The sequence below is a fragment of the Stenotrophomonas sp. GW821-FHT02D01 genome, from assembly GCF_059421765.1.
Genome location: NZ_JBWKVP010000003.1, coordinates 303,136 through 324,551, shown reverse-complemented (window position 1 = coordinate 324,551; position 21,416 = coordinate 303,136). Strand labels below are relative to the sequence as shown.

Genomic DNA, 21,416 nt, shown 5'->3' with positions numbered 1-21,416 from the left:
TGCAGATTACTCGGCGTAGCTTGCGGTGTTCTTGCCGTGCCGTTTTGCGTGATAGAGCGCCTTGTCCGCCTTCGCCAACCAATCTTCTGCGCTGCCCGTGCCAGCCGCTGCGGCGATGCCGATACTGACGCTGAACTGGATATCGGCTGTTTCAGGGGCACCCGGCTCCTGCAGGTAGTGCCTTATCTGCTCGGCCACATCCATGGCCTCTGCCGGTATCCGCTGGCGCAGCAGGACGGCGAACTCATCACCGCCCAGACGTGCTGGCATGTCACCCGGCTGGGCTAGCTGACGCAGCACTACCGCGATGCGGCGAAGCACCTCATCGCCGGCACGATGGCCATGCGAGTCATTGATCCGCTTGAAATCATCAACATCAAGCATCAGCAGGCACGCGTCGCCGCCGTGGTGCTGCCCCGTCTGCAGCACCTGCTGGGCGCGCTGGATCAGGAAGCCGCGGTTGGCCAGCTCCACCAACGGATCCATCCGGCTCAGGCGCTGCAGTTGGCGATTCTGTGATTTCACCCGGCGCGCCAGCCGCCAGCTCAGCACGCTCAACCCGATGCCGTAGACGAACAGGAAAGGCAGGCTGAGGACAACCGTGCGCTGCGAGGTGATGGGGTGATAAGGCAGGCCCAGGGCAAGCCAGGTGGCGGCGAACCCGACCACCAGGGCCAGGGTTGCCCTCGTTGCCAGGCGGATGCCGCCGGCGGCGATCTTGTCGGCCACCAGCAACGCGGCAAACAACGCACTGGGCACCGTGCTGAGGGCCATGAAGGCGATCCATGCGCCTCCAAAGAGAGAGTCGACGATCATGCAGCGAAACTGCGCTGCTGCAGGTTCGCGGGCGCGACGTGTCAGGAGCATCGCCAGCGCGGGCCATGCGATGGCGTTGAGCAACAGCAGCACCCAGGGCGCAGCATCCGCCTGACGCTCCAGAATGATCGAGGCAATCGGAAGCGCGCCCAGGCCGTTCCCCACGAAGCGCATCCAGCCGATGCGCCGGGCTGCACCGACGCCCTCGACGGCGACTTCTGTTGAGTCAGTGAAGAACGGCATTGCCAGCTCTCCTGATGATCACTCCCCTGCCCTGCACCCGGCTATCCACTTGCCCGCGAGTCTGACATCTGTGCGTCAACGACAGGTCAATGGGAGATGGAGTGCGGCAATCGCAGTCGCATCGCGAGATTGCGAACGTGGGCTCCATCCGGGGCGACGAGATACCTGCGCCCGACGGCATTCCTGATCGACCAGGCATAGCGCTACCGGGCACGTGCTGTTAACGCTCCCGCATTATGCTGACCGCCTCATTGGACTTCCGCGAGGTGCACCCCTTGACCAAGCTGCATACCCTGATGATCGCCGGCTGCCTGTCTGCCTTCAGCCCCTTGGCCCTGGCTGAAACCGTGAACCTGACCAACAGCGCCGACGGTGCCAACCGCGAGGCCGGTATTGCTGCGGTCAAGAAAAAACTCCACGACGCGTGTACCGATCGCAAGGGCTCGCCCGACGCAGCGTCGTTCGAAGTGGTCTTTGAGAAGACCAGCGACAACCCGAACGTACCCAAGCCGTATTACGTGGACGGCAAGATGAAGTGCGAGTTGCCGGGGTGAGAGCGCGATGTCACCGGCGGTCGTGCCGCCATTACCCCCGCGGCGGCTGCGTGCCGCCCGGGGGCCCGTGCCGGAATCCCTAGCGACGCAAGGCGTCGATGATCACGCCGGTGGCGATCTCCACCAGCAGGTATTCCGTATCCGACTGCCGCACCCACCGCTGACCGCGACCGGGGTCGCGCAGACGGTAATGCGCGTAGTCGTCCACCCAGTAGCGGCGGTCAACTTCGGCCCAGGGCAAGCGGTCACCGCGGCGCCATGCCTTTTTCTGCCAGCCCGGCGGCGGTGCGTCGCGGTTGTGGGGGCCGCCTGCGTGGGGCGGCGGTCCGTTGCCACGTGCATGGTGCGGCGGATCGGCCCAGGCGGGGGCGGCCATCAAGGTGATTGCAGCGCCCAGGGCAATGCCAAGTAAATGTCCGGTTTTCATGGGGATGCTCCCGGTCCAACCGCGGTATGCGGCGTTGTGACCCGGAATATATGGCAGCGCCTGTGAATGAATCCGTGAGCCCGACCGGATCCGATGGGCGCCCGCAAACCCGCATTCAGCAATGCGGCGCCCTCACCCTCGAATCCGGGTGGGAGTCAGGCCCAATCGGCGGCGCAGCAATCGCCTGAGTGTCGCAGAATCGCCCAAGCCCACCTGCGCGGCCACCTCTTCCACCGAAAGCCTGCCGCTTTCCAGCATCAGCCGCGCCCGGTTCAAGCGCACCGACTGGATGAGCTGCTGCGGCGGGCGCCATCATTGCCGGCGACATGTACAGCGTCTGCAGGCGCTGGGGCCCCAATGGCCAGCTGTGGACGCTGCCGCAGTTCGTGGAAGCTGCAGGCTATTCCCATCTGCACCCCCTGTGACCCGCTGACGCCGCAAGCGCATGGCCGGGCCTCGCGGACGCACGGTGCGTGTCCAGAACGCCCTTGTCAGCAGGCCGCGCTATCGATCATGCGCGATCACCCTGCGGTCGGCCGCAGTAGCGGGCGAATTCCTGAAGAAAGGCCTCTGCCGGCGCGCGATTGACCGGTTGCCTTACAGCACTGGCAATGGCCTCCGGCTCCATCTTCATGAAAGGAAAGCGCAGGAACAGTTCCTCGTTGAAGCGGGAACTGATGGTCGACAGCACAAGCCGGAGAGAAGCGAGCATGTCTTCGCCGCGATGGGAGGCGTGCACCAGGGCGATGGGTTTTGCAACCACGAGGTCGCCCGATACCAGCCAATCCATGGCGTTCTTCAGGCCGCCGGGAATGCCTCTTGCGTACTCAGGGCTTGAAATCAGGATGCCATCGCTGGCTTCAATGCATTGCTTGAAGCGCACGACGCTGTCATGCAAGGGCAGATCTTCAAGGTCGGGAGAGAAAACGGGAAGCCCGCCGAGATCGGCGCAGGTCGTCAGCGCGATATCCGGCGGCGCGATTTCTTCCAGCGCCCTCAGCAATGCGGTGTTGGTGGACAGCCGGCGTGCACTACCGGATATGGCAAGGATCTTCATCCTGGCACGCTATCACAGGCGCCTGTCGCCGCGCCCGGCGATGGCCTGCAGCACCTCCCCGCACTTGGCAAACCCCAGGTGATCGTCCAAAGTCCGGTGCTCATGCACGGATGCACGTAGCCCATGACACGACTGCTCATCATTGAAGACAACCCCGAGCTGGTTGCCAACCTTTACGCGTTCTTCGAGCCACTGGGCTACGTACTTGACGACGCACGGGATGGTGCCAGCGGCCTGCGCAGGGCAACGCAGCATGATTACGATGCCATCCTGCTGGACCTGATGCTGCCCCGTCTTGATGGCATGGCGCTGTGCCGGACACTCCGCGAGAAGTTCCAGAACCCGGTGCCGATCCTGATGCTGACCGCCCGTGATCCGGTGGAAGACCGCGTGCAGGGGCTCGCGCTGGGTGCGGATGATTACCTGGTCAAACCCTTTTCCCTGAAGGAGCTGGACGCGCGCATCAAGGCGCTGGTCCGCCGCGCCCAGGGCCGGCAGGTGCAGAGCGTGCTGGTCTGGGCGGACCTTCGGGTCGACACCCGTTCGCCACAGGCATGGCGCCAGGGCCAGGCCCTCAACCTGACACCGACCACGCACAAGCTGCTGATGTGCCTGATGCGGGCCGCGCCGGCGGTGGTGCGCAAGCAGGAGATGGAGTACCTGATATGGGGCGACGAGCCGCCAGAGAGCGGCGCACTACGTACGCATATCCATGAGCTGCGCCTTCAGGTGGACAGGCCGTTCGACCCTGCACTCATTGCTACCGTGCACAGTGTCGGCTGGCGCCTGGGCACGCCGGCGCCAGCACATGCGGGATAGTCGCCACCCATGAATGCCCGCTCGCTGAAGTCCCTCTATCGAAGCTTGACCCTGAGAACGCGCATCACCGTTGCGTTCGTGTTGCTGATGGCCGGTGCCATGGGCTTCATCGTACTGGTCGAACTGGTGGACTATGACGAAGTAAGGGCCTCCGTGGTTTCGATGAGTCAGGACCGGGAGGTCCGCAGGCTGCAGGTGGCCTTGGCCCAAGGCGTGCAACCGGACCTGCCGGAAGGCAGCCAGCTGTTTGATCCGCATACGGTTCCGCAGGTGCTGCGCCGGTACGGGCTGGGTTACCACGGTGAAGCCGTACCGAACGAATGGCACCTTCGGGTCTTCGAAAGCAGCGGGCAGCGCTACTACCTGCTGCAGCACGGTGATCACTACGCCTACCTCGAGCACCTGATCAACGCCTTTGCTGCGCTGGTGATCCTGATCTGCGTGCTCTGTGCGTTCTGGATTGGTCGCCGGACGTCGGCCCACGTCATCGCGCCCATTACGCGCCTGGCTGGTGCCGTGCAGAACAAGCACAAGCCCTTCCCCTTCCAGGACGCGCGCGACGAGATCGGCGTTCTGGCGCGCGCCTTTGCCCAACACAGCGACGAACTTGAGCAGTTCCTGCAGCGTGAACAGTGCTTTGCCGGCGACGCCAGCCATGAACTGCGCACACCACTGGCGATCATCGGTGGCGCTGCCGAAACGCTGCTGCACCAGCTGCCGGCCGACAGCCGGCTGCTGGCCAGTGCCGAGCGCATTGTGCGGACCACGCAGGAAATGCAGCGCCAGCTGACCTGCCTGCTGCTGCTTTCCCGCGACCCCAGGACGGTGCCACGCAGCAACCTCCTGCTGCGACCGGTGATCGAGGAATGCATGGCGCGATGCGTGCCGTGGCTGGCAGGAAAGCCGGTGCGGCTGACCCTTGATGCGGCGCAGGACGAGCAGCTGCTGACCAATGACGTGCTGGCACAGAGCGTGATCTGGAACCTGCTGCGCAATGCGTGCCAGTACACGGAGGAAGGCGAAGTACGGGTGGAGCTGCGTGGCACCACGCTGCGGGTTGCCGATACTGGCCCGGGGCTGCCGTCCAGCATCGACGCGCAGCAGTTCCAGCGCTTCGTGACCAGCGCCCGGCAGAGTGGCGAAGGTCTGGGCCTGTCCATCGTGCAGCGCGTGGTCGAGCATCTTGGCTGGCAGATGACGGTCGAGACCTCGGTGCGAGGCTGCTGCTTCACCCTGCAGATGCGCCCAGCCGCAGCCGATACCTGACAGCTTCCTGACATTGCTCCTTCCACCCTTGCCGGATCTCTTCATGAAGGCAGGTACGAAATGCAGCCAGGGCAACCCAAGGGCAACGGCAAGTACGCGCACGGCAAGACCGGGCTGCGCCGCATCCTGCATACCGTGATCCATTCCCGCGACGGCTTCGTCGCGACATTCAAGGGTGAGGCCGCGTTCCGGCAGCTGCTGTTGCTGCATGGCGCGCTGGCAACCGTCGCGCTCCTGCTGGACGTCAGCCGCAGCGAGCGCGCCCTGATGCTGATGGTCTGCTTCATCAGCCTGCTGGTGGAGCTGGTCAACTCGGCCATTGAAGCGGTGGTGGATCGCATCTCTCTGGAACACCATCCACTTTCCAAGAACGCCAAGGACATGGGCAGTGCCGCACAGAGCACGGCCCTGCTGATGGTGGCTACGGTGTGGGCCGTGGTCCTGATGGGATGAGCAAGGAACCTGACAACTTCCTGATGAACGCGTCCAGATACTGCGCGCACTTCTGGCTCAGCGGATTCTGCACGTGCGTTCATGCTTCAGGTCTGTCCCGCAACATCCGATCATGCTTGTCTGGTGCACGGCATTGTTCTTCACCACGCTGGGAAACATCGCTCTCTGGAAGACGCTCTGGTCTCTCATCGATATCCATGATCTGCGCAGCGCTTTGTTCTTCTGCAGCCTTCCGGTGCTTCTGCTGTGCCTGTTCAATCTGCTGTTCACGCCCATCGGCATGCTTCCCTATGTGCGCAAACCGGTGCTGGCGTTGCTGGTTGTCGTCAGCGCTGCGTGCACCTACTTCATGCTGCATTACAACGTACTGATCGACCGCGACATGGTGCGGAACGCGCTGGAGACCAACCAGGCTGAAATGACCTCCTACCTGTCGCTGCCGTTGCTGCTGACGGTGCTGCTGCTGGGCGCGCTGCCCACATGCGTTCTGCTGATCATGCGCAGTGGAAACAGCGGGCGCCCTTTGCGGGCGGCGCTGGTGTGGTTGGGGAACGTGCTGGCGACGCTGATGGTGCTGGCAGCGGTAAGCTTGGCGTTCTACAAGGAGTATTCGTCGCTGCTCCGCAACAACCGCTACATCCGCGAGCAGGTGCTGCCGCTGAACGTCCTTCGTCACACCTATGGCTACCTCCGGAGCAGCTACAGCGCCAAGGCACAGCCGCTGCGCACGATCGGCGAAGACGCCGCGCGGGCGCCCGGCGAGCGCCCGCGCCTGGTCATCCTGGTGGCCGGCGAGACGGCACGTGCAAAGAACTTCCAGCTCAACGGCTATCCGCGCCCAACCAACCCGCAGCTGTCACGCAAGGACGGCGTCATCAGCTTCCGGGACGTTGCATCCTGCGGCACATCAACGGCGGTGTCACTGCCGTGCATGTTCTCGCAGATGCCGCGGTCGCAGTACGAAGGCGTCGCTGCGGCATCGGAAGAGAACGTACTGGACATCCTGCAGCGCACCGGCGCCAGCGTGCTCTGGCGCGACAACAACAACGGTGGCTGCAAGGGCGTGTGCAACCGCGTTCCCACCGACGACATGCCGCCGCTGAAGGTGCCTGGGTTGTGCGTGAACAAGGATGGCACCTGCCATGACGAGATCCTGCTGCACCAGCTGGACACGCGCATCGCGGCCATGCAGGGTGATGGTCTGATCGTGCTGCACCAGCTGGGCAGCCATGGCCCCACCTACTTTGAACGCTATCCCGCCGACTCCAGGGCATTCAGCCCTACCTGCGACAGCAACCAGATACAGAAGTGCAGCAACGAAGCGCTGACCAACACCTACGACAATACGCTGGTCTATACCGACCGGCTGCTGGGCAAGGCCATCGACCTGCTGCAGACCTATTCGGAGCAGCGTGACGTTGCACTGATCTATGTCTCCGATCACGGCGAGTCGCTTGGCGAGCGCGGCCTGTATCTGCACGGAACGCCCTACTTCATAGCGCCACGCGAGCAGACCCAGGTGCCGATGGTGATGTGGTTCTCCCCGGGCTTTGCAACCCATGCCCGCCTTGATCTGGCCTGCCTGCGCCATGCTGCGCGCACCGGATCCTACAGCCACGACAATCTCTTCCACTCCCTGCTGGGACTGTTCGCCATCAGCAGCGGTATCTACCAGCCGGGACTGGATGTGTTCGCGGGCTGCCGCATTCCCTAGCGTGCTGGCCGGTCACAGCGTCTCTGCCAGCCGCAGTACATCCATGGGAAACGCGGCGTAATCGTCGAGCGGGGCGCTGTGGCTCTCCCGCCGTTGAATCTGCCTTACCGCCACCACGCCCTTGTCGGGAACAATGACCAGGTGCTGGCCGAGATAGCCGTTGGCGGCGTATGCCGCTACCGGCCCTCGGTCGATGTCGAAGATGTCGCCGAGCTTCAGTCCACGCCCAGTGATTTCCGCAGCGTAGCGCTGTGGCCAGCTGGGTCCCAGCCGTTCGGCCAGGAAGCTGATCAGCGCTGCCTTGCTGTCAAATACCTGGCCGTCGGCGGCCAGCAGCGCGTCCAGCATCACGGCATCCATGCTGCGAGCGCTCAGAAGCGTGGCTGCACCGGCCTTCAATCGGTAGTGCTCCCATGCGGGGATGCGCCACCACAACAGGCCGACGTCGGGGGAACGCGCGCTTTCGGCGGTCATCAACGCTACCGAGCGTTCGCTCAGCAACCGCTTGCCGTCCGCGGTGACGCCGCCGTCCAGCATCAATCGTCCGATCGCTGCAAGATCAACCGCCGACAACGACAGTCCGGCCATGCCCATGGGCGTCCCGGCCTGGTCCTTCATCCATGCATGGCCGCTGATGCCAAGCGGCTTGAACAACCGTTCGTCCAGATAGGCATCCAGTGGCTTGCCGGCAAGCCGCTGCACGATGTCCGGCAGAAGATTGGTCGCCTTGTTGTTGTAGGCGAAGGTGGTGCCTGGATCGCTGGACACCTCGGCCGCCAGCGCCAGCTTCACCAGATCCGGCGCGCCCTCCAGTTCCACCCCGGCGTTGGCCACGTTCTGCAGGCCGGAGGTGTGGTCCATCAACATCCGGATCGTGATGTCACGCTTCCTGCCCTGGCGCCATTCCGGGTACACCGTGCTGACCGGTTCGTCGATGGATGCGAGCTTGCCGTCATCGAGCAGCAGCCCGATGGCCAGGGCGACGACGGACTTGGTCGCCGACATCAGGTGGATGCGGTCTTCACCGGCTGCCGGCGCGATCTGCAGCAGCACCCGGCGCCCGCTTTCAATGTAGACCGCGTCGGAATGCGCGTTGCGGGCATTCCGCTCTATCGCTGCCAAGGCATCAGGCGTGTTGGCTGCGGCCACAAACGGGTGTAGCGCCAGGAAGAACAGGCAGGCAAGCAGAGGTGCTCTCATGGCGGGCTCCTTCAATGGACACAGAGACATTGACTACATTTGTAGTCAATCTGCAGTGCATGAAGTCATGCTTCCTGGACTGAAATCGAGCGTGCGCTGAATGCCTGGTCGGGCCATGGCGAAAGCCGGATGGCCTTGAGGCATCGACTCAATGTTCCCGGGGAGTCCTTCAGGCCTCCGGCAGCGTCATCCCATAGGCGCGCATGAAGAGCGTCACGGTTGCTTCACTCCCGGACACGGGCATCGCCCCATGAGGCAGGCCATGTTCTGTGAGGATGAGCCTGAGGAACTTCTCACTGTCACCCGGGTGGCTCGAGCGGACCGGGGCGCTCGCCATCGCTCGTGTCGCAAGGTCCAGATACGGTTCCAGTTTCGTGCTCCAGTGTTCCATGTAGACATCACGCGCATGATCAGAACGCGACAGCGTCCGGCAGAAGGCCTGGCATGCCGGGTCCGTTGCCAACCGTTCGATGTCGCCACTGATGCGCATCAGCACATCACCAAGATCCATTGCTCCGTGCGCGTCGAGCCGGGCATCCGGTATCGATGCCAGATGGCCGTCCATGACCGCCTTGTAGAGCCGCGCCTTGTCACGATAGTGCGCATAGATCGTGACCTTGGTAACGCCACAGACCTCGGCAATGCGCTTCATCGTCGCGTTCTCGAACCCTTCTTCAGCAAACACAGTGCCGGCGGCATCCAGCATCCAGCGCCGGCTCAACGCCCGTGCACCTTCCCAGCGCAGGGCGGTTTTGCTTGGGAAGCCGCTGGAGGCAGCCACGCTCACATGCGCCTGAACAGTGCACTGGCATTGACGCCGCCAAAACCAAATCCATTGGTCAGCGCAAACTCGATACCTGCCTTGCGCGGCACGCCGGCGACGATCGAAAGCCCTTCGGCCAATGGATCGGGGCGGCCGAGGTTGAGTGTCGCTGGTGCGACCTGATCGCGCAAAGCAAGCACGGTAAAGATGGCTTCGATGCCACCAGCTGCCCCGAGCAGGTGCCCGGTGCTGGACTTGGTGGCAGAGATCAGAAGATCTGGACGGGCACCGAACAAGGCACGCATGGCCGCAAGCTCTGCCCGATCCCCCACCTGGGTCGAGGTTGCGTGCGCGTTGATGTGGTCGACCTGCCCGGCGGCAATGCCCGCCTGCGCAAGCGCGATCTCCATCGCCCTGCGCGCACCACTGCCGTCGTCGGGGCCCGCAGTCAGATGATACGCATCGGAGGTGGTGCCGTAGCCGACCAGCTCGGCCAGCGGGGTGGCGCCACGCGCCAGCGCATGATCCAGCCGCTCGATAACCAGCAGGCCTGCCCCTTCGGACATGACGAAGCCGTCCCGCTGCTCATCAAACGGGCGGGACGCTGCCTGTGGCGTGTCGTTGAACGACGTGCTCAGTGCCTTGGCCGCCGCAAAGCCGCCCAGGCTGACCCGATGCATCGCAGCTTCCGCGCCGCCACACAGTGCAATGTCCGCCTCGCCGGACCGGATGAGGCGCGCCGCATCACCAATGGCTTGGACGCCCGCCGCGCATGCCGTGACGGGTGCGCTCTGCGGCCCCTTGAACCCGTACCGGATCGACGCCTGCCCTGCCGCCATATTGGCCAGGAAAGTAGGCGCAGTGAAAGGCGACAACCGGCCAGGCCCACGGCTTTCGGTGGTGTGCACCGCATTGACGATGGATCCAAAGCCACCGATCCCGGTAGCAATCACGGTCGCCGTTCGCAGCAGGCCACGCTCATCAGCCTCACGCCACCCGGCCTGCGCAAGCGCTTCGTGGGCAGCTACCAGCGCAAACTCGACAAACCGGTCCATCTTCTTCAGATCTTTTGGCGCGATTATGTCGCTGGAGTCGAAGCCCGCCTCGGGATCCTGCACCCGGTCGGGCACGCGGCCGCCTACGTTGCAGCCCGTTCCGGCGGAAAGCGCCTCGCCCAGCGGGCCAATTCCGGAACGTCCCGCCAGCAGGCGCGACCACACCGTTTCCACGCCGCAGCCCAGCGGGCTCACCACACCCATTCCGGTCACTACGATGCGATCTTTGTCGGCAATGTTCATGACTCACTTCCCATGTAAAAGAGATCCAGGCCACTTTCAGGCAACGCGGGTCTTGTCCGCTCGGACCTTGAACCAGATGGCATACATCGCCGGGAGGAACACCAGCGTCATCACGGTGCCGGCGATGGTGCCGCCGATCAACGTGTAGGCAAGCGTTCCCCAGAACACCGAATGGGTCAGCGGAATGAAGGCCAGCACCGCTGCCAGGGAGGTCAGGATCACCGGGCGCGCCCGGTGAACCGTCGCCTCGATGATCGCGTGGAAGGTTTCCATCCCGGCTTCCTCGTTTTCGTGGATCTGACCGATGAGGATGAGCGTGTTGCGCATCAGGATGCCCGACAATGCAATCAGTCCAACCAGAGCGTTGATGCCAAACGGCTGCTGGAACAACAGCAGGGTCGGGACCACACCGATCAGGCCGAGGGGGCTGGTCATGAAGACCATGATCATTGCGGAGATCGAGCGCACCTGCAGGATGATGATCAGCAAGGTGATCGCCAGCATGATCGGGAACAGCGGCAGCATGGCGCTCATCGCCTTGCCGGACTCTTCAATGGCGCCGGCCTGGGCAATGGCATATCCCTCGGGAAGCGAGGCGATGAGTGGCTGAAGCTGCCGGCTGATGGCCGCCGATACGTCCGGTGGCTGCAGGGCATCGTCGATATCACCGCGCACGGTAATGGTCGGCACGCGATCGCGCCGCCGCAGTACCGGCTCTTCCATGCGCACTTCGACAGCGCCGATCTGGGACAACGGCACGCGCTGGCCACCGGCGCCGACCAAGGTGAAATCGGCAATGCGCGCCGGGTCCAGGCGCGTATCCCCGCCAGATCGGGCAACCACTTCGACGGTGCGGATGTCCTCACGAACGGCAGTGACCGGCACCCCGCTGAGGAAGAACTGCAACTGCTGCGAGACAGACGCAGAGGTCATGCCCATCGCCTGCAGACGGTCCTGGTCCAACATGAAGTGCAACGTTGGCGTGCGAACGCCCCAGTCGGTGTTCACGGTCCGCATCATCGGGCTGGCGTGCATGATCTGCTCGACCTTGGCCGCAATGCCGCGGATGACATCCGGATCCGGGCCACTGACCCGATAGGCCACCGGATAAGGCGAGTAAGGCCCGAACACCAGCTGCGTGACGCGCACGCGTGCTTCAGGCGCCAGTCCCTCCGCCACTGCCTGGCGGAGCCTTGCCTTCAGCGCATCGCGCTGTTGCTGGCTGTCGGTGCGGACGACGATCTTGGCAAACGCGGGATCGGGGAGCTCCGGCGAAATGGCGAGGTAGAAGCGCGGCGCGCCCTGGCCGATGTAGGCCGTGACGATCTTCGACTCCTCCTGCGCGGACAGCCACTTCTCCACCTTCCTGGCCGCCAGGCTGGTCTGTTCGATGGCGGTGCCGTAGGGCATCTGCACCTCGACCAGTACCTCCGGGCGATCAGAGATGGGGAAGAACTGCTTCTTCACCAACCCCATGCCTGCCACCGAAAGCACGAACAGGCCGATTACCGAACCTGCGGCCAGCCACTTGCGCGCAATCACGCGCGCCAGGATCGACCGGAAGCGGTTGTAGCGCGGCGTATCGTAGAGACTGCTGTGGCCGCGCTCCACGGCCTTCAGTTCAGGCAGAAGCTTCACGCCAAGATAGGGCGTGAAGAACACCGCGACCACCCACGACACGATCAGCGCAATGCCGACGATCCAGAACATGTTGCTGGTGTATTCGCCGGCAGTTGAGCGGGCAAAGCCATTGGGCATGAAGCCCACGGCCGTGACCAGGGTGCCGGCCAGCATCGGCGCCGCCGTATGGCTCCAGGCATAGGCCGATGCCTTGATCCGGCTGTAGCCCTCTTCCATCTTCACCACCATCATTTCGATGGCAATGATCGCGTCATCGACCAGCAAGCCCAGCGCCAGGATCAGCGAACCGAGCGTGATGCGATCAAAGTTCTTTCCGGTGGCAGCCATCACCATGAACACTGCGGCCAGCGTCAACGGTACGGCAGCTGCCACCACGATGCCGACGCGCCAGCCCATGCTGACGAAGCACACCACCATCACCACCAGCAGTGCGACGAAGAACTTCATCATGAACTCGTCGACCGAGGCGCTGATGTTCACCGCCTGATCGGTGACTTTCTCCAGGGCCATCCCCACCGGCAGGCCGTCGTTGATCTTCTTGACCTCAGCGTCGAGCGAGGCGCCCAGATCCAGGCCGTTCCAGCCGTCGCGCATGACGATCCCGAGCAGCATGGCGGGCTCGCCCCCGTTGCGGATCATGAAGGTCGACGGATCTTCATAGCCGCGCTTGACGGTGGCGATGTCCTGCAGCTTCAGCGTCCTGCCCTGCGCAACGATGGGGGTATCCCGGATCTTCTGCAGCTGATCCAGCGCGCCGTCGAGGCGGATGAAAATCTGCGGGCCCTTGGCCTCCACGGAGCCGGCGGGCGTCAACGCGTTCTGCCCGTTCAGCGCGGCGAACACTGCCTGCGGCGTGATGCCCAGGTTGGCCAGACGTTGGTGGGAAAGCTCCACATAGATCCGCTCGGACTGCTCGCCGATGATATTGACCTTCTTTACCCCCGGGACATGCAGCAGGCGCTGGCGCAGGGTTTCGGCGTCACGTGCAAGCGCGCGGAACGGCTCGCCCTTGGCTTTCAACGCGAACAGCGCGAAGGTGACATCGGCGTATTCGTCATTGACCATTGGGCCGATGACACCTGCGGGCAGGTTTGCGGCTTCGTCGGCCATCTTCTTGCGCGCCTGGTAGAACTCTTCCTGCACCTCCGAAGGAGGCGTACCGTCCTGCAGGGTCAGCGTGGTGAACGACAAGCCGGGACGCGTATAGGTTTCACTGCGGTCATACCAGCGCAGCTCCTGCAGGCGCTTTTCCAGCTTCTCGGCCACCTGGTCCTGCATCTCCGTGGGCGTGGCCCCCGGCCAGGCCGTCACCACGGTCATCACCTTCACGGTGAATGCCGGGTCTTCCGCGCGGCCCAACTGGAAGAACGACACGATGCCGGCAACCGAGACCAGGAAGATCAGAAAAACCGTGATGGCGCGCTCGCGCACCGCAAGCGCCGACAGGTTGAACCCACTCACGGGTGGGCTCCCTTGCCAGCGGTGGTCGTGGCGGTATCGGCCAGACGAACCACCTGCCCTTCGCGGAGCAGGTGCGCGCCCAGCGCGGCCACGCGGTCGGATGCACTCAACGCGCCCTCAACCAGGGCCTGGTCGTCACCCAATCGCTTGACCACTACCGGCGTCCAACGGGCTTTGAGTGGCTCGCCCCCGATGACCCAGACACCGGCCCCGTTGCCGGGATCGAACACCGCGCCCAATGGGACCTCAACGCCCCCCGCCCTGCCTGCAGCTGCGGTGCCTTCAACCGCTACCGCCACGGTGGACCCCAACGGCAATGCCGTGCTGCCGTCCTCCAGGGTGTAGCGGGCTTCAAAGGTGCGGGTTGCGGGGTCTGCCGATTCAGAGAGCACACGCAACCGTGCCGGAATCCTGCCACTTGCCCCGAACAGGGAAGCGGACGCCGCCGAGCCGATCTGCGGCCGAAGTGTCTCGGGCAGCTGGACGACGGCCTCGCGGCTGCCTGCACGGGCAAGCCGGGCGACGATCTGCCCCGCTGCAACGACCTGGCCGGGCTCGGCCAGAATGTTCATGACCACCCCATCCGCATCGGCAACAAGTGCCGTGTACTGACTGGCATTGCGCGCGACACGGGCTTGGGCTTCGGCTGCCTTGAGCTGCGCGGACGCCGCGTCTGCGGCAGCCTTGATCTGATCGTAGGCCGACCGGGATACAACGCCCTTGGCCGCCAGGTCGCGATAGCGCGCCTCGTCCGCGGTGGCTTGCACATTCTGCGCACGGGCTGCGATGACTGCCTGCTGCTGGGACGCTGCGGCCAGGTTCAGATCGATGGGATCAATTCGATACAGCACGTCGCCGCGCTTGACCGTCTGCCCCGTCTCGACCAGGCGCTCGGTGATCTTGCCCCCCACCCGGAAGGCCAGATCGCTCTGCACCCGTGCGGCGACGATGCCAGTGAAGGTCCGCGCGTTTCCCGTGTCCGGCTGCACCTGGGCGACCCGGACGATGGGCGGCGCGGTTCGGGGGTCGCTTTCACCCGCCCTGCTGCAGGCCACAAGGAGCAACGGAACAACACAGGAAATGGCTGGGAGTACAAAACGGCGACGCATGCGGCCTTCCGGAGTGGGGTGTCCGGACGCATTTTGTTCCTAGTGACTCATTTCGTCAATAGTCACTTCTGGTGTGGCTGCAAGCTCCTGAGGACCAGCTCCTGCAAGGCTTTGGGCGCTTCTTCGTGCAAGGGCGCCAGGTGCGGCAGCGTCACCGGGTTCAGATAAGGAAGCAGGACCTGATAGACCGCGCGGCCGGTCTCTTCAAGTGATGTCCGGCTCTCGAAGGCTCCGCAGGCACGTCCCTCCTTGATGATATCTTCAACAAGCTGCCCGATCCGGTCTTGATACGCCTTCGCTGATGGCCATTGATCCGTCGCAGCGGCGACGGCGATTTCATACAGGCGCCGATCCTGCAGAAACAGGCGAAGACCGGCCTCCACAGTGACGGTGAACAACACACGCAGCCTATCGTCAGGCGCTTGCACCCCCTGCAGGGCCTGACGAACCTCGCTTTCGATCTGACCGAGGCAATTGGCGCAGATCACCTCACCAATGGCCTGCTTGGAGGCAAAAAACTTGTAGATGTAAGCCTTGGAAAAACCGATGGCTTTGGCAAGGTCGGACACCGTGGTCTTGTCGTAGCCGTAATGGCTGAAATGCGCGGTGGCGGCCACGATGATCTGGGTGCGCACGTCGTGCTCGGCGGGGCCGCGCCCGCCGTCGAATGCTGCGGAGGTCGAAGTAGACATCGTGGAAGCGTAGCGCCGCGCCGTCACGCCGGCAAATGGTGACCGTTTGGGTATCGGTCCACCACCCGCCCGGCGGCTGTTTGATTTTCAGCTCCGGCAAAAGAGCAGGCAAGGCAAAGCGAAAGCAGCTGCCAAATGATCCTCGTCGCGCGTCTCATCAGCCTCATGCCTCTACGGCGACCGCCGAGCCGGATGCGGACGCAGCATCGGCGGCCGTGACATAGGCGAGCAATGCCGCGAACAGCAGCAAGCCCGCACTGGCCAGGAATGTGCAGGCGAAACCAACACTGTCCAACAGCACGCCGCCAAGGCTGGAACCCAGCGCGATCGAGCACTGCACCACCGCTACCATCAGCCCGCCGCCCGCTTCAGCGTTGTTGGTGAACGTGCGCGCCAGCCAGCTCCACCAACCCACCGGCGCAGCCGTGGCCAGCAGACCCCATGCCGAAAACAGTACGGCCGTCGGCCAGAGTTGAGGCCCCAGCGCCACGAGCGCCGCGGCAATCACCGCCATCAGGATCGGGACGGCCACCAGTGTGCGATAGAGACCACGCCTGATGAATGCCCCGATCGCGAGCGTGCCCTCAACGCCGCTTGCACCAATGGCCAGCAGCACCAGCGGAACGGCGGATTCCCCTGCACCCGTGACCTTTTCCAGGAACGGGCGCACATAGGTGAACAAGGCAAACTGCCCCATGAAGAAGATGCCGCACGCCGCCATTCCCAACATCACCACCCGCCGCCGCAGCAGTGCCAGCACCCCGCCCCGGGATTGCCGTCGTTCCGCGGCCATGGAAGGAAGACACAGCCACTGCCATGCCAGCGCGATGGCGGCCACAGGCAGGAGGCACAGGAATGCCCCACGCCATCCGATCACGCCGCCAAGGTAGCTGCCCAAGGGGGCAGCCACTACCGTTGCCAGCGCGTTGCCGCCATTGAAGATTGCCAGTGCTCGCGGCACCTGCGCTGCCGGCACCAGCCGCATGGCCGTGGCCGCAGACAAGGACCAGAAGCCACCGATCACCACGCCGATCAGTGCCCGGCCCATCATGTAGATCGGGTAGCTGGGAGCCAATGCCACCACCACGCCGGATACCGCCATCAATGCGGTGAGCGTCAGCAGCACTGTCTTCCGGTTGATGCTCCCGGCCAACCGGGAGATCGACAGGCTGGTCAGCACGGCGAAGGCACCAGAGATGGCAATCCCATACCCGGCCAGCCCTTCGCTCACGCCAAGGTCAGCCGCCAAGGGCGTAAGCAGGCTCACCGGCATGAATTCAGAGGCGATCAGTGCGAACACGCACAGCGTCATTGCCAGCACCCCGCCCCAGTTGGCCCGGTCGGCCGTCGCGTCGTTGCTGCTCATTTCCCAGCCAGGCCTTGCTGGAAGAACGTCGCCAACCTTGCGAAGGGAATCAGGTCGGTGCGGTCATACAGGTCTACATGACCGGCACCCCTCACCCAGTAGAGCTCCTTCGGCTGCCCTGCCCTGCGGTACGCGTCCTCGCTGAACTCACGCGAGTGTGCGTGATCGCCAGAGATGAACAGCATCGGCCTGGGCGAGATGGTCTCGATATCGTTGAAGGGGTAGAAATTGACGAACTTGACCAAGCTGCTGAACAGCGGCTGGGTGGTCAAGTCGCTGCGCTCGCCTTCGGCAGTGTAAGCGCCGCGCGACGTGCGGTAGAAATCAAAGAACTCGCGCTGCACTTCGGACGTATCGGCCTCGAGCTTGTTCACGGTGCCAGGTACATGGACTGCCGGCCCACCGTTGAACTCGACCAGACGCTGGTCCGTTGCAGCCTTGATCATCTGCCTGCGCTGCTCCAGCGATTGCGCGTGGTTCAGCCCTTGGCGCGCGGCGGCCCCCATGTCATACATGCTGACCGTAGCGATTGCCTTGATGCGCGGGTCGATCTTGGCTGCGCTGATCATGAAACTGCCACTGCCACAGATGCCCAGGCCACCAATCCGCTGCGGATCCACGAACGACTGCGTGCTCAGGAAGTCCACCGCCGCGCTGACATCGTCCGAATAGATTTCAGGCGACACCAGGTGCCGCGGGGTACCCGCGCTCTCTCCCCAGAAGGAAAGATCGATCGCCAACGTAACGAAACCCTGCTCCGCCAGCTTCTGCGCATACAGCTGTGAGCTCTGCTCCTTCACTGCGCCCATCGGGTGTCCGACCACCACGGCGGGTGCGCGGCCGCCACGCGTCAGGCCCTGAGGCCGGTACAGCGTCCCGACCACTTCCATCTGGTACTGGTTGAGGAAGCTGACGCGCTCGCCTTTTACGCTGGCGCTTCTGTAGAAATTGTCGGCGCCGGCGGTTCTTGTGGCCGCCGGCGCCTCGGCGGACAAGGCCGACTGCGGAACGAAATGGCTGGCGATCAGTGCCAACAGCAGCGTGGTGGGTTTCATGTACGGACGGCCTCAGTGGGGAGTCAGGTCGCCACGATAGGCGCCGCCCGCTACCGCGATAAGCCCGCTGAAAGTTGATGCATTATTGAGTTGCGCTCACAATTGGCCCATGAACGGCGTGAAGACCAATGATCTGCAAGCCTTCCTGGTGGTGGCACAGGAGCAGAGCTTCACCAGGGCAGCTGTCCGCCTCGGTGTTACGCCCTCAGCGCTCAGCCATTCCATGCGGCTGCTGGAAGAGCGCCTGGGCATCCGCCTGCTGGCCCGGACCACGCGCAACGTCTCCCTGACCGAGGCGGGCGAGCGCCTGATGCGCTCCATTGCACCGCATTTCGAGGCCATCGTCGCCAGCGTCGAGGCACTGGGGGATCTGCGCGACCGCCCGGCCGGAACTCTTCGTATCTCCTGTACGGACGATTCCATGGAGACCATCGTCCGCCCTCGCCTTGCCGGGTTCCTCGCCGAGTATCCGGACATCACACTTGAGTTCTACGTCGATTACGGCTTCACCAATGTGGTTGAACAGCGCTTCGACGCCGGCATCCGGCTGGGTGAGGCGCTCAGCAAGGACATGATCGCGGTCAGGGTCGGACCGGATTGGCGCCTGGTGGTGGTTGGATCCCCCGACTACTTCGAGAGGCACGCCAAGCCAAGGAAGCCTGCCGATATCACGCAACATCGCTGCGTGCACATCCGGCATCGCCCGAACGGCGCCATCTATGCCTGGGAGTTCGAAGAGAAGGGCAAGGAATTCACCGTGCGCGGTGATGGGCCACTGGTCTTCAACAGCATGATCCACGTCATCAATGCCGCACTGGATGGACTGGGCCTGGCGTATGCGCCCGAGCCGATGGTGGCCGACCACATTGCCGAGGGGCGGCTGGTTGCCGTGCTGGACAAGTGGTGCTTGCCTTTCCCCGGTTATCACCTGTATTACCCGAACCGTCGGCAGCCCTCGCCGGCATTTTCGGCGCTGGTGGCCTGGCTGAGGCGAGATGCCTGAGGTCCGGGGCGACACCAGGGCCGACAAGATCAGCGCGGCCCACATTGCCCGCGCCGGCTGAACGCCTCAGGTACTTCAGCGCACGAAAATACCCGGTCGATCACCGGCTTGATACCCAGTAGGACGCTCAGGACGGATGACGGCTAGATGTGAAACGCCGGACCCGCCGACAACGTCGCCGAACTCACCCTGACACGGAACGCAATGAGCAGGCTCGCGATGAGCATCACCGCCGCAGCAACGGTGAGCACGGCAACAATGCCCCCGAACCCGAACACCAGGCCGCCCAAAGCGGCACCCGCGGCGATGGAAGACTGCACAGCAGCGACCACCATCCCGCCGGCACTCTCGGCCTGATCGGGCACCGCACGTGCAACCCAGCTCGACCAGGCCACGGGCACGCCACCGAAGGCCAGGCCCCAGAGCGCGACCAGGACCGACAGCCCGCCAACGCCCACCGGCAACAGGAGCATGCCCAGCGCGGCTGCGCCGACCAAGGCGGGCATGATCACCAACGTGACTTTCAAGCTGCGCTCCATGAGCCAGCCGGCCAGCAGGGTGCCAACGAAATTCGCCACACCGAATCCGAGCAGAATCAGCGCCAGGCCATCCGCGCTCATCTGCCCCAGGCTCTCCAACGTGGGGCGGATGTACGTAAAGAGCGAGTACTGACCGGTGTGCGCCAGAACGCAGCCCAGCATGCCGACCGCAACGCCTGGCCGGCGCAGGAGCCGCACCACCGACTCTGGGACTGCCGCCTTGCGCGGGGCCATTCGGGGCAGCGTGAACCACTGGAACGCGAACGTGAGTCCACCTACCGCCGTCGCAGCCCAGAAAGCGCTGCGCCAGCCCAGCAGACCTCCGAGATAGCTCCCCAAAGGAACGGAAACCACGGTGCCGACCGCAATGCCGCTGAAGATGATGGAAAGTGCGCGAGGCACGCGCTGTGGCGGCACCAACCGCATGGCCACGGCCGCTGCCATGCTCCAGAAACCGCCCAGCGCGATGCCCAGAAGGACGCGCATCACCAGCAGGACGCCCATGCTGGACGACAATGCCACCAGGGCGTTGGAGAGGATCATCAGACCCGTGAAACTCAACAGCACCAGGCGCCGGTCTATCGAACGGGTCAGCCGCGGCACCAGCAGGCCAGCGAACAGGGCCACTACAGCGGTCACCGTCACTGCTTGACCAGCCAGCGCCTCCGACACCGCCAGGTCCGCCGCCATCGGCGTCAACAGGCTGGCAGGCAGATATTCGGCGGTGAGCAGCCCGAAGACACCCATGGCCAGCGAAAACACCGCTACCCATGCCGACGAAGAAGGTTCCCCGCTACTCCAGGCCACAGAATCAGGTGCGTCTGCGGCATCAGCTACGTCATTACTCATCAAAGATCCCAGTGCAATCGTGCAGCCGAGAGTCTAGGGAGCCACACCCGGATGATCTATGATTGCCTGACCTGTATTTTTGATCGAAACCCCGGGTCGTCTCCATGCGCCACGCTCCATCCCAGCCCACCGACCTGATCAGCGAGCTGCTGACCGGCATGCGGCTGCATGGCGTTCAATACCGACGCATTCAGACCGGGCCGACCTTTGGACTTGGATTTCCTCCGAAGCCAGGCCATGCCTACTTCCATTACCTGGCAGTGGGCACTGCCATTCTTCGTGGCGCGGACGGCAGCCAACACCGCCTGTCTGCCGGGGATGTCGTGCTTCTTCCCCGCGGAGAAGAACACGCGTTGCTGTCGGGCGACGACCACCCCGTCCAGTGCCTGGAAACGATAGACGCAGCCCCGTTGGGTGACGCGGTGAGCGGCATAGACACATGCCCGAGCACGCATGCCGTGCCGAGCGCAGTGCTCTTCCACGGCTGCATGGTGTTCGATCTGGGCGGCATGCAAGGGCTGAGCAAGGTGATGCCGGCGGTGATGTTGGCCGATGGCAACGGCACGCAGTTCCCTGGGCTGTTGCCCATGGTCGACGCGATGAAGCGCGAGGTCTGCTCCGGACGTATCGGATATGCAGGAATACTCTCCCGGCTGGCGGATGCAGTGGCCGCCATGATCGTTCGTGACTGGGTCGAGCGCGGTTGCGACGGCGCATCCGGCCTGGTCATGGCCATGCGCGACCCGCGTCTATCGCTGTCGTTGCTTGCCCTGCACAGAGACCCCGGGCGTGACTGGACCGTCGAAGCGCTGGCCGCAGAATCCAACATCTCACGCTCTGTCTTTGCAGATCGGTTCCAGACCGTTATTGGAACCGCACCCCTGCGGTACGTGACTGAGCTGCGAATGCAATTGGCGAGCCGATGGCTGACCCACCAGAGCCTACCGATCGAGGTAGTGGCAGAGCGTCTCGGCTACGCGTCGCAGGCCGCTTTCAGTCGCGCCTACAAGCGCATTATGGGGCACTCGCCTGGGGCGACCCGGCGCGGGCGCGCCTTGGCCTCGACATAGAAAGACCTGCCGCCCTGCCTC

General features: G+C 64.0%; 19 protein-coding genes and 1 pseudogene. 7 read left to right on the top strand and 13 right to left on the bottom strand.

Translation table 11 applies throughout. The features are described 5' to 3' along the window. Positions 1-6: 6 nt before the first annotated feature. Positions 7-1,059, bottom strand: a complete 1,053-nt coding sequence (locus AC07UW_RS08965) for a sensor domain-containing diguanylate cyclase (RefSeq protein ID WP_495211877.1) — start codon at positions 1,057-1,059, stop codon at positions 7-9. A 275-nt stretch (positions 1,060-1,334) separates the two neighbouring features. On the opposite strand from AC07UW_RS08965, the gene AC07UW_RS08960 reads away from it, so the two are divergent. Beyond that, a complete protein-coding gene (locus tag AC07UW_RS08960; RefSeq protein WP_033832140.1) occupies positions 1,335-1,613 on the top strand; it encodes a hypothetical protein in 279 nt (92 codons plus the stop codon). 79 nt (positions 1,614-1,692) lie between these two features. Here AC07UW_RS08960 and AC07UW_RS08955 read toward each other — a convergent pair whose 3' ends face one another. The 3 genes and pseudogenes from AC07UW_RS08955 to AC07UW_RS08945 all read right to left on the bottom strand — a co-directional run bounded on the left by AC07UW_RS08955 (position 1,693) and on the right by AC07UW_RS08945 (position 3,097). Continuing rightward, positions 1,693-2,040 carry an RcnB family protein gene (locus AC07UW_RS08955; RefSeq protein WP_059064347.1) on the bottom strand — a complete coding sequence of 116 codons (348 nt, stop codon included), beginning with the start codon at positions 2,038-2,040 and terminating at the stop codon, positions 1,693-1,695. Positions 2,041-2,172: 132 nt separating this feature from the next. Beyond that, positions 2,173-2,334 (bottom strand): annotated as a pseudogene (locus tag AC07UW_RS08950) (helix-turn-helix domain-containing protein); the annotation flags it as partial. 217 nt (positions 2,335-2,551) lie between these two features. Continuing rightward, a complete protein-coding gene (locus tag AC07UW_RS08945) occupies positions 2,552-3,097 on the bottom strand; it encodes an NADPH-dependent FMN reductase (protein ID WP_223495110.1) in 546 nt (181 codons plus the stop codon). Between the two features lie 123 nt (positions 3,098-3,220). On the opposite strand from AC07UW_RS08945, the gene AC07UW_RS08940 reads away from it, so the two are divergent. The 4 genes from AC07UW_RS08940 (at position 3,221) to AC07UW_RS08925 (ending at position 7,349) form a co-directional block, all read left to right on the top strand. Then, positions 3,221-3,916 carry a response regulator transcription factor gene (locus AC07UW_RS08940; protein WP_495211876.1) on the top strand — a complete coding sequence of 232 codons (696 nt, stop codon included), beginning with the start codon at positions 3,221-3,223 and terminating at the stop codon, positions 3,914-3,916. A 9-nt stretch (positions 3,917-3,925) separates the two neighbouring features. Next, positions 3,926-5,182: a sensor histidine kinase gene (locus AC07UW_RS08935; RefSeq protein WP_495211875.1), complete on the top strand. Its 1,257-nt coding sequence runs from the start codon at positions 3,926-3,928 to the stop codon at positions 5,180-5,182. Between the two features lie 60 nt (positions 5,183-5,242). Continuing rightward, positions 5,243-5,635 (top strand): diacylglycerol kinase, encoded by a 393-nt coding sequence (locus AC07UW_RS08930; RefSeq protein WP_495211874.1) that lies wholly within the window; start codon positions 5,243-5,245, stop codon positions 5,633-5,635. Positions 5,636-5,747: 112 nt separating this feature from the next. Continuing rightward, on the top strand, positions 5,748-7,349 hold the full coding sequence (locus AC07UW_RS08925) for a phosphoethanolamine transferase (RefSeq protein WP_495211873.1): 1,602 nt from the start codon (positions 5,748-5,750) through the stop codon (positions 7,347-7,349). 12 nt (positions 7,350-7,361) lie between these two features. Here AC07UW_RS08925 and AC07UW_RS08920 read toward each other — a convergent pair whose 3' ends face one another. From AC07UW_RS08920 to AC07UW_RS08885, 8 genes are all read right to left on the bottom strand, one after another. Then, on the bottom strand, positions 7,362-8,549 hold the full coding sequence (locus tag AC07UW_RS08920) for a serine hydrolase domain-containing protein (protein ID WP_495211872.1): 1,188 nt from the start codon (positions 8,547-8,549) through the stop codon (positions 7,362-7,364). A gap of 169 nt (positions 8,550-8,718) precedes the next feature. Further along, complete coding sequence (locus tag AC07UW_RS08915) at positions 8,719-9,330, bottom strand: TetR family transcriptional regulator (RefSeq protein ID WP_495211871.1); 612 nt, start codon at positions 9,328-9,330, stop codon at positions 8,719-8,721. 2 nt (positions 9,331-9,332) lie between these two features. After that, the gene (gene fabF / locus AC07UW_RS08910; RefSeq protein WP_033831109.1) at positions 9,333-10,610 is read right to left on the bottom strand and encodes a beta-ketoacyl-ACP synthase II; all 1,278 of its coding nucleotides are present in this window, start codon (positions 10,608-10,610) and stop codon (positions 9,333-9,335) included. Between the two features lie 36 nt (positions 10,611-10,646). Next, on the bottom strand, positions 10,647-13,712 hold the full coding sequence (locus tag AC07UW_RS08905; protein ID WP_495211870.1) for an efflux RND transporter permease subunit: 3,066 nt from the start codon (positions 13,710-13,712) through the stop codon (positions 10,647-10,649). Next, positions 13,709-14,821: an efflux RND transporter periplasmic adaptor subunit gene (locus AC07UW_RS08900; RefSeq protein ID WP_134832557.1), complete on the bottom strand. Its 1,113-nt coding sequence runs from the start codon at positions 14,819-14,821 to the stop codon at positions 13,709-13,711. Before AC07UW_RS08900 ends, AC07UW_RS08905 begins: the two co-directional genes overlap by 4 nt. Positions 14,822-14,883: 62 nt before the next feature. Beyond that, positions 14,884-15,513, bottom strand: coding sequence for a TetR/AcrR family transcriptional regulator (locus AC07UW_RS08895; protein ID WP_495211869.1), 630 nt, complete (start codon positions 15,511-15,513; stop codon positions 14,884-14,886). Between the two features lie 163 nt (positions 15,514-15,676). Next, positions 15,677-16,879, bottom strand: a complete 1,203-nt coding sequence (locus AC07UW_RS08890) for an MFS transporter (protein ID WP_495211868.1) — start codon at positions 16,877-16,879, stop codon at positions 15,677-15,679. After that, a complete protein-coding gene (locus AC07UW_RS08885) occupies positions 16,876-17,934 on the bottom strand; it encodes an alpha/beta hydrolase (protein ID WP_495211867.1) in 1,059 nt (352 codons plus the stop codon). The genes AC07UW_RS08890 and AC07UW_RS08885 overlap by 4 nt, the downstream gene beginning before the upstream one ends. Positions 17,935-18,043: 109 nt before the next feature. Between AC07UW_RS08885 and AC07UW_RS08880 the strand changes: the two genes are divergently transcribed. Then, on the top strand, positions 18,044-18,937 hold the full coding sequence (locus AC07UW_RS08880; protein WP_033831116.1) for a LysR family transcriptional regulator: 894 nt from the start codon (positions 18,044-18,046) through the stop codon (positions 18,935-18,937). A gap of 143 nt (positions 18,938-19,080) precedes the next feature. Here AC07UW_RS08880 and AC07UW_RS08875 read toward each other — a convergent pair whose 3' ends face one another. Further along, positions 19,081-20,238 (bottom strand): MFS transporter, encoded by a 1,158-nt coding sequence (locus AC07UW_RS08875; protein ID WP_223495124.1) that lies wholly within the window; start codon positions 20,236-20,238, stop codon positions 19,081-19,083. Between the two features lie 191 nt (positions 20,239-20,429). Here AC07UW_RS08875 and AC07UW_RS08870 point away from each other — a divergent pair, with 191 nt between their 5' ends. Further along, positions 20,430-21,395 carry an AraC family transcriptional regulator gene (locus tag AC07UW_RS08870; RefSeq protein WP_495211866.1) on the top strand — a complete coding sequence of 322 codons (966 nt, stop codon included), beginning with the start codon at positions 20,430-20,432 and terminating at the stop codon, positions 21,393-21,395. Positions 21,396-21,416 lie beyond the last annotated feature (21 nt).

What these genes read in the sequence shown, in the direction of transcription:
- AC07UW_RS08880 (WP_033831116.1), top strand. Translation starts at nt 18,044, where the DNA reads ATGAACGGCGTGAAGACCAATGATCTGCAAGCCTTCCTGGTGGTGGCA.
- AC07UW_RS08870 (WP_495211866.1), top strand. Translation starts at nt 20,430, where the DNA reads ATGCGCCACGCTCCATCCCAGCCCACCGACCTGATCAGCGAGCTGCTG.
- AC07UW_RS08965 (WP_495211877.1), bottom strand. Translation starts at nt 1,059, where the DNA reads ATGCCGTTCTTCACTGACTCAACAGAAGTCGCCGTCGAGGGCGTCGGT.
- AC07UW_RS08925 (WP_495211873.1), top strand. Translation starts at nt 5,748, where the DNA reads ATGCTTGTCTGGTGCACGGCATTGTTCTTCACCACGCTGGGAAACATC.
- AC07UW_RS08890 (WP_495211868.1), bottom strand. Translation starts at nt 16,879, where the DNA reads ATGAGCAGCAACGACGCGACGGCCGACCGGGCCAACTGGGGCGGGGTG.
- AC07UW_RS08930 (WP_495211874.1), top strand. Translation starts at nt 5,243, where the DNA reads ATGCAGCCAGGGCAACCCAAGGGCAACGGCAAGTACGCGCACGGCAAG.
- fabF (WP_033831109.1), bottom strand. Translation starts at nt 10,610, where the DNA reads ATGAACATTGCCGACAAAGATCGCATCGTAGTGACCGGAATGGGTGTG.
- AC07UW_RS08920 (WP_495211872.1), bottom strand. Translation starts at nt 8,549, where the DNA reads ATGAGAGCACCTCTGCTTGCCTGCCTGTTCTTCCTGGCGCTACACCCG.
- AC07UW_RS08935 (WP_495211875.1), top strand. Translation starts at nt 3,926, where the DNA reads ATGAATGCCCGCTCGCTGAAGTCCCTCTATCGAAGCTTGACCCTGAGA.
- AC07UW_RS08895 (WP_495211869.1), bottom strand. Translation starts at nt 15,513, where the DNA reads ATGTCTACTTCGACCTCCGCAGCATTCGACGGCGGGCGCGGCCCCGCC.
- AC07UW_RS08945 (WP_223495110.1), bottom strand. Translation starts at nt 3,097, where the DNA reads ATGAAGATCCTTGCCATATCCGGTAGTGCACGCCGGCTGTCCACCAAC.
- AC07UW_RS08940 (WP_495211876.1), top strand. Translation starts at nt 3,221, where the DNA reads ATGACACGACTGCTCATCATTGAAGACAACCCCGAGCTGGTTGCCAAC.
- AC07UW_RS08955 (WP_059064347.1), bottom strand. Translation starts at nt 2,040, where the DNA reads ATGAAAACCGGACATTTACTTGGCATTGCCCTGGGCGCTGCAATCACC.
- AC07UW_RS08900 (WP_134832557.1), bottom strand. Translation starts at nt 14,821, where the DNA reads ATGCGTCGCCGTTTTGTACTCCCAGCCATTTCCTGTGTTGTTCCGTTG.
- AC07UW_RS08885 (WP_495211867.1), bottom strand. Translation starts at nt 17,934, where the DNA reads ATGAAACCCACCACGCTGCTGTTGGCACTGATCGCCAGCCATTTCGTT.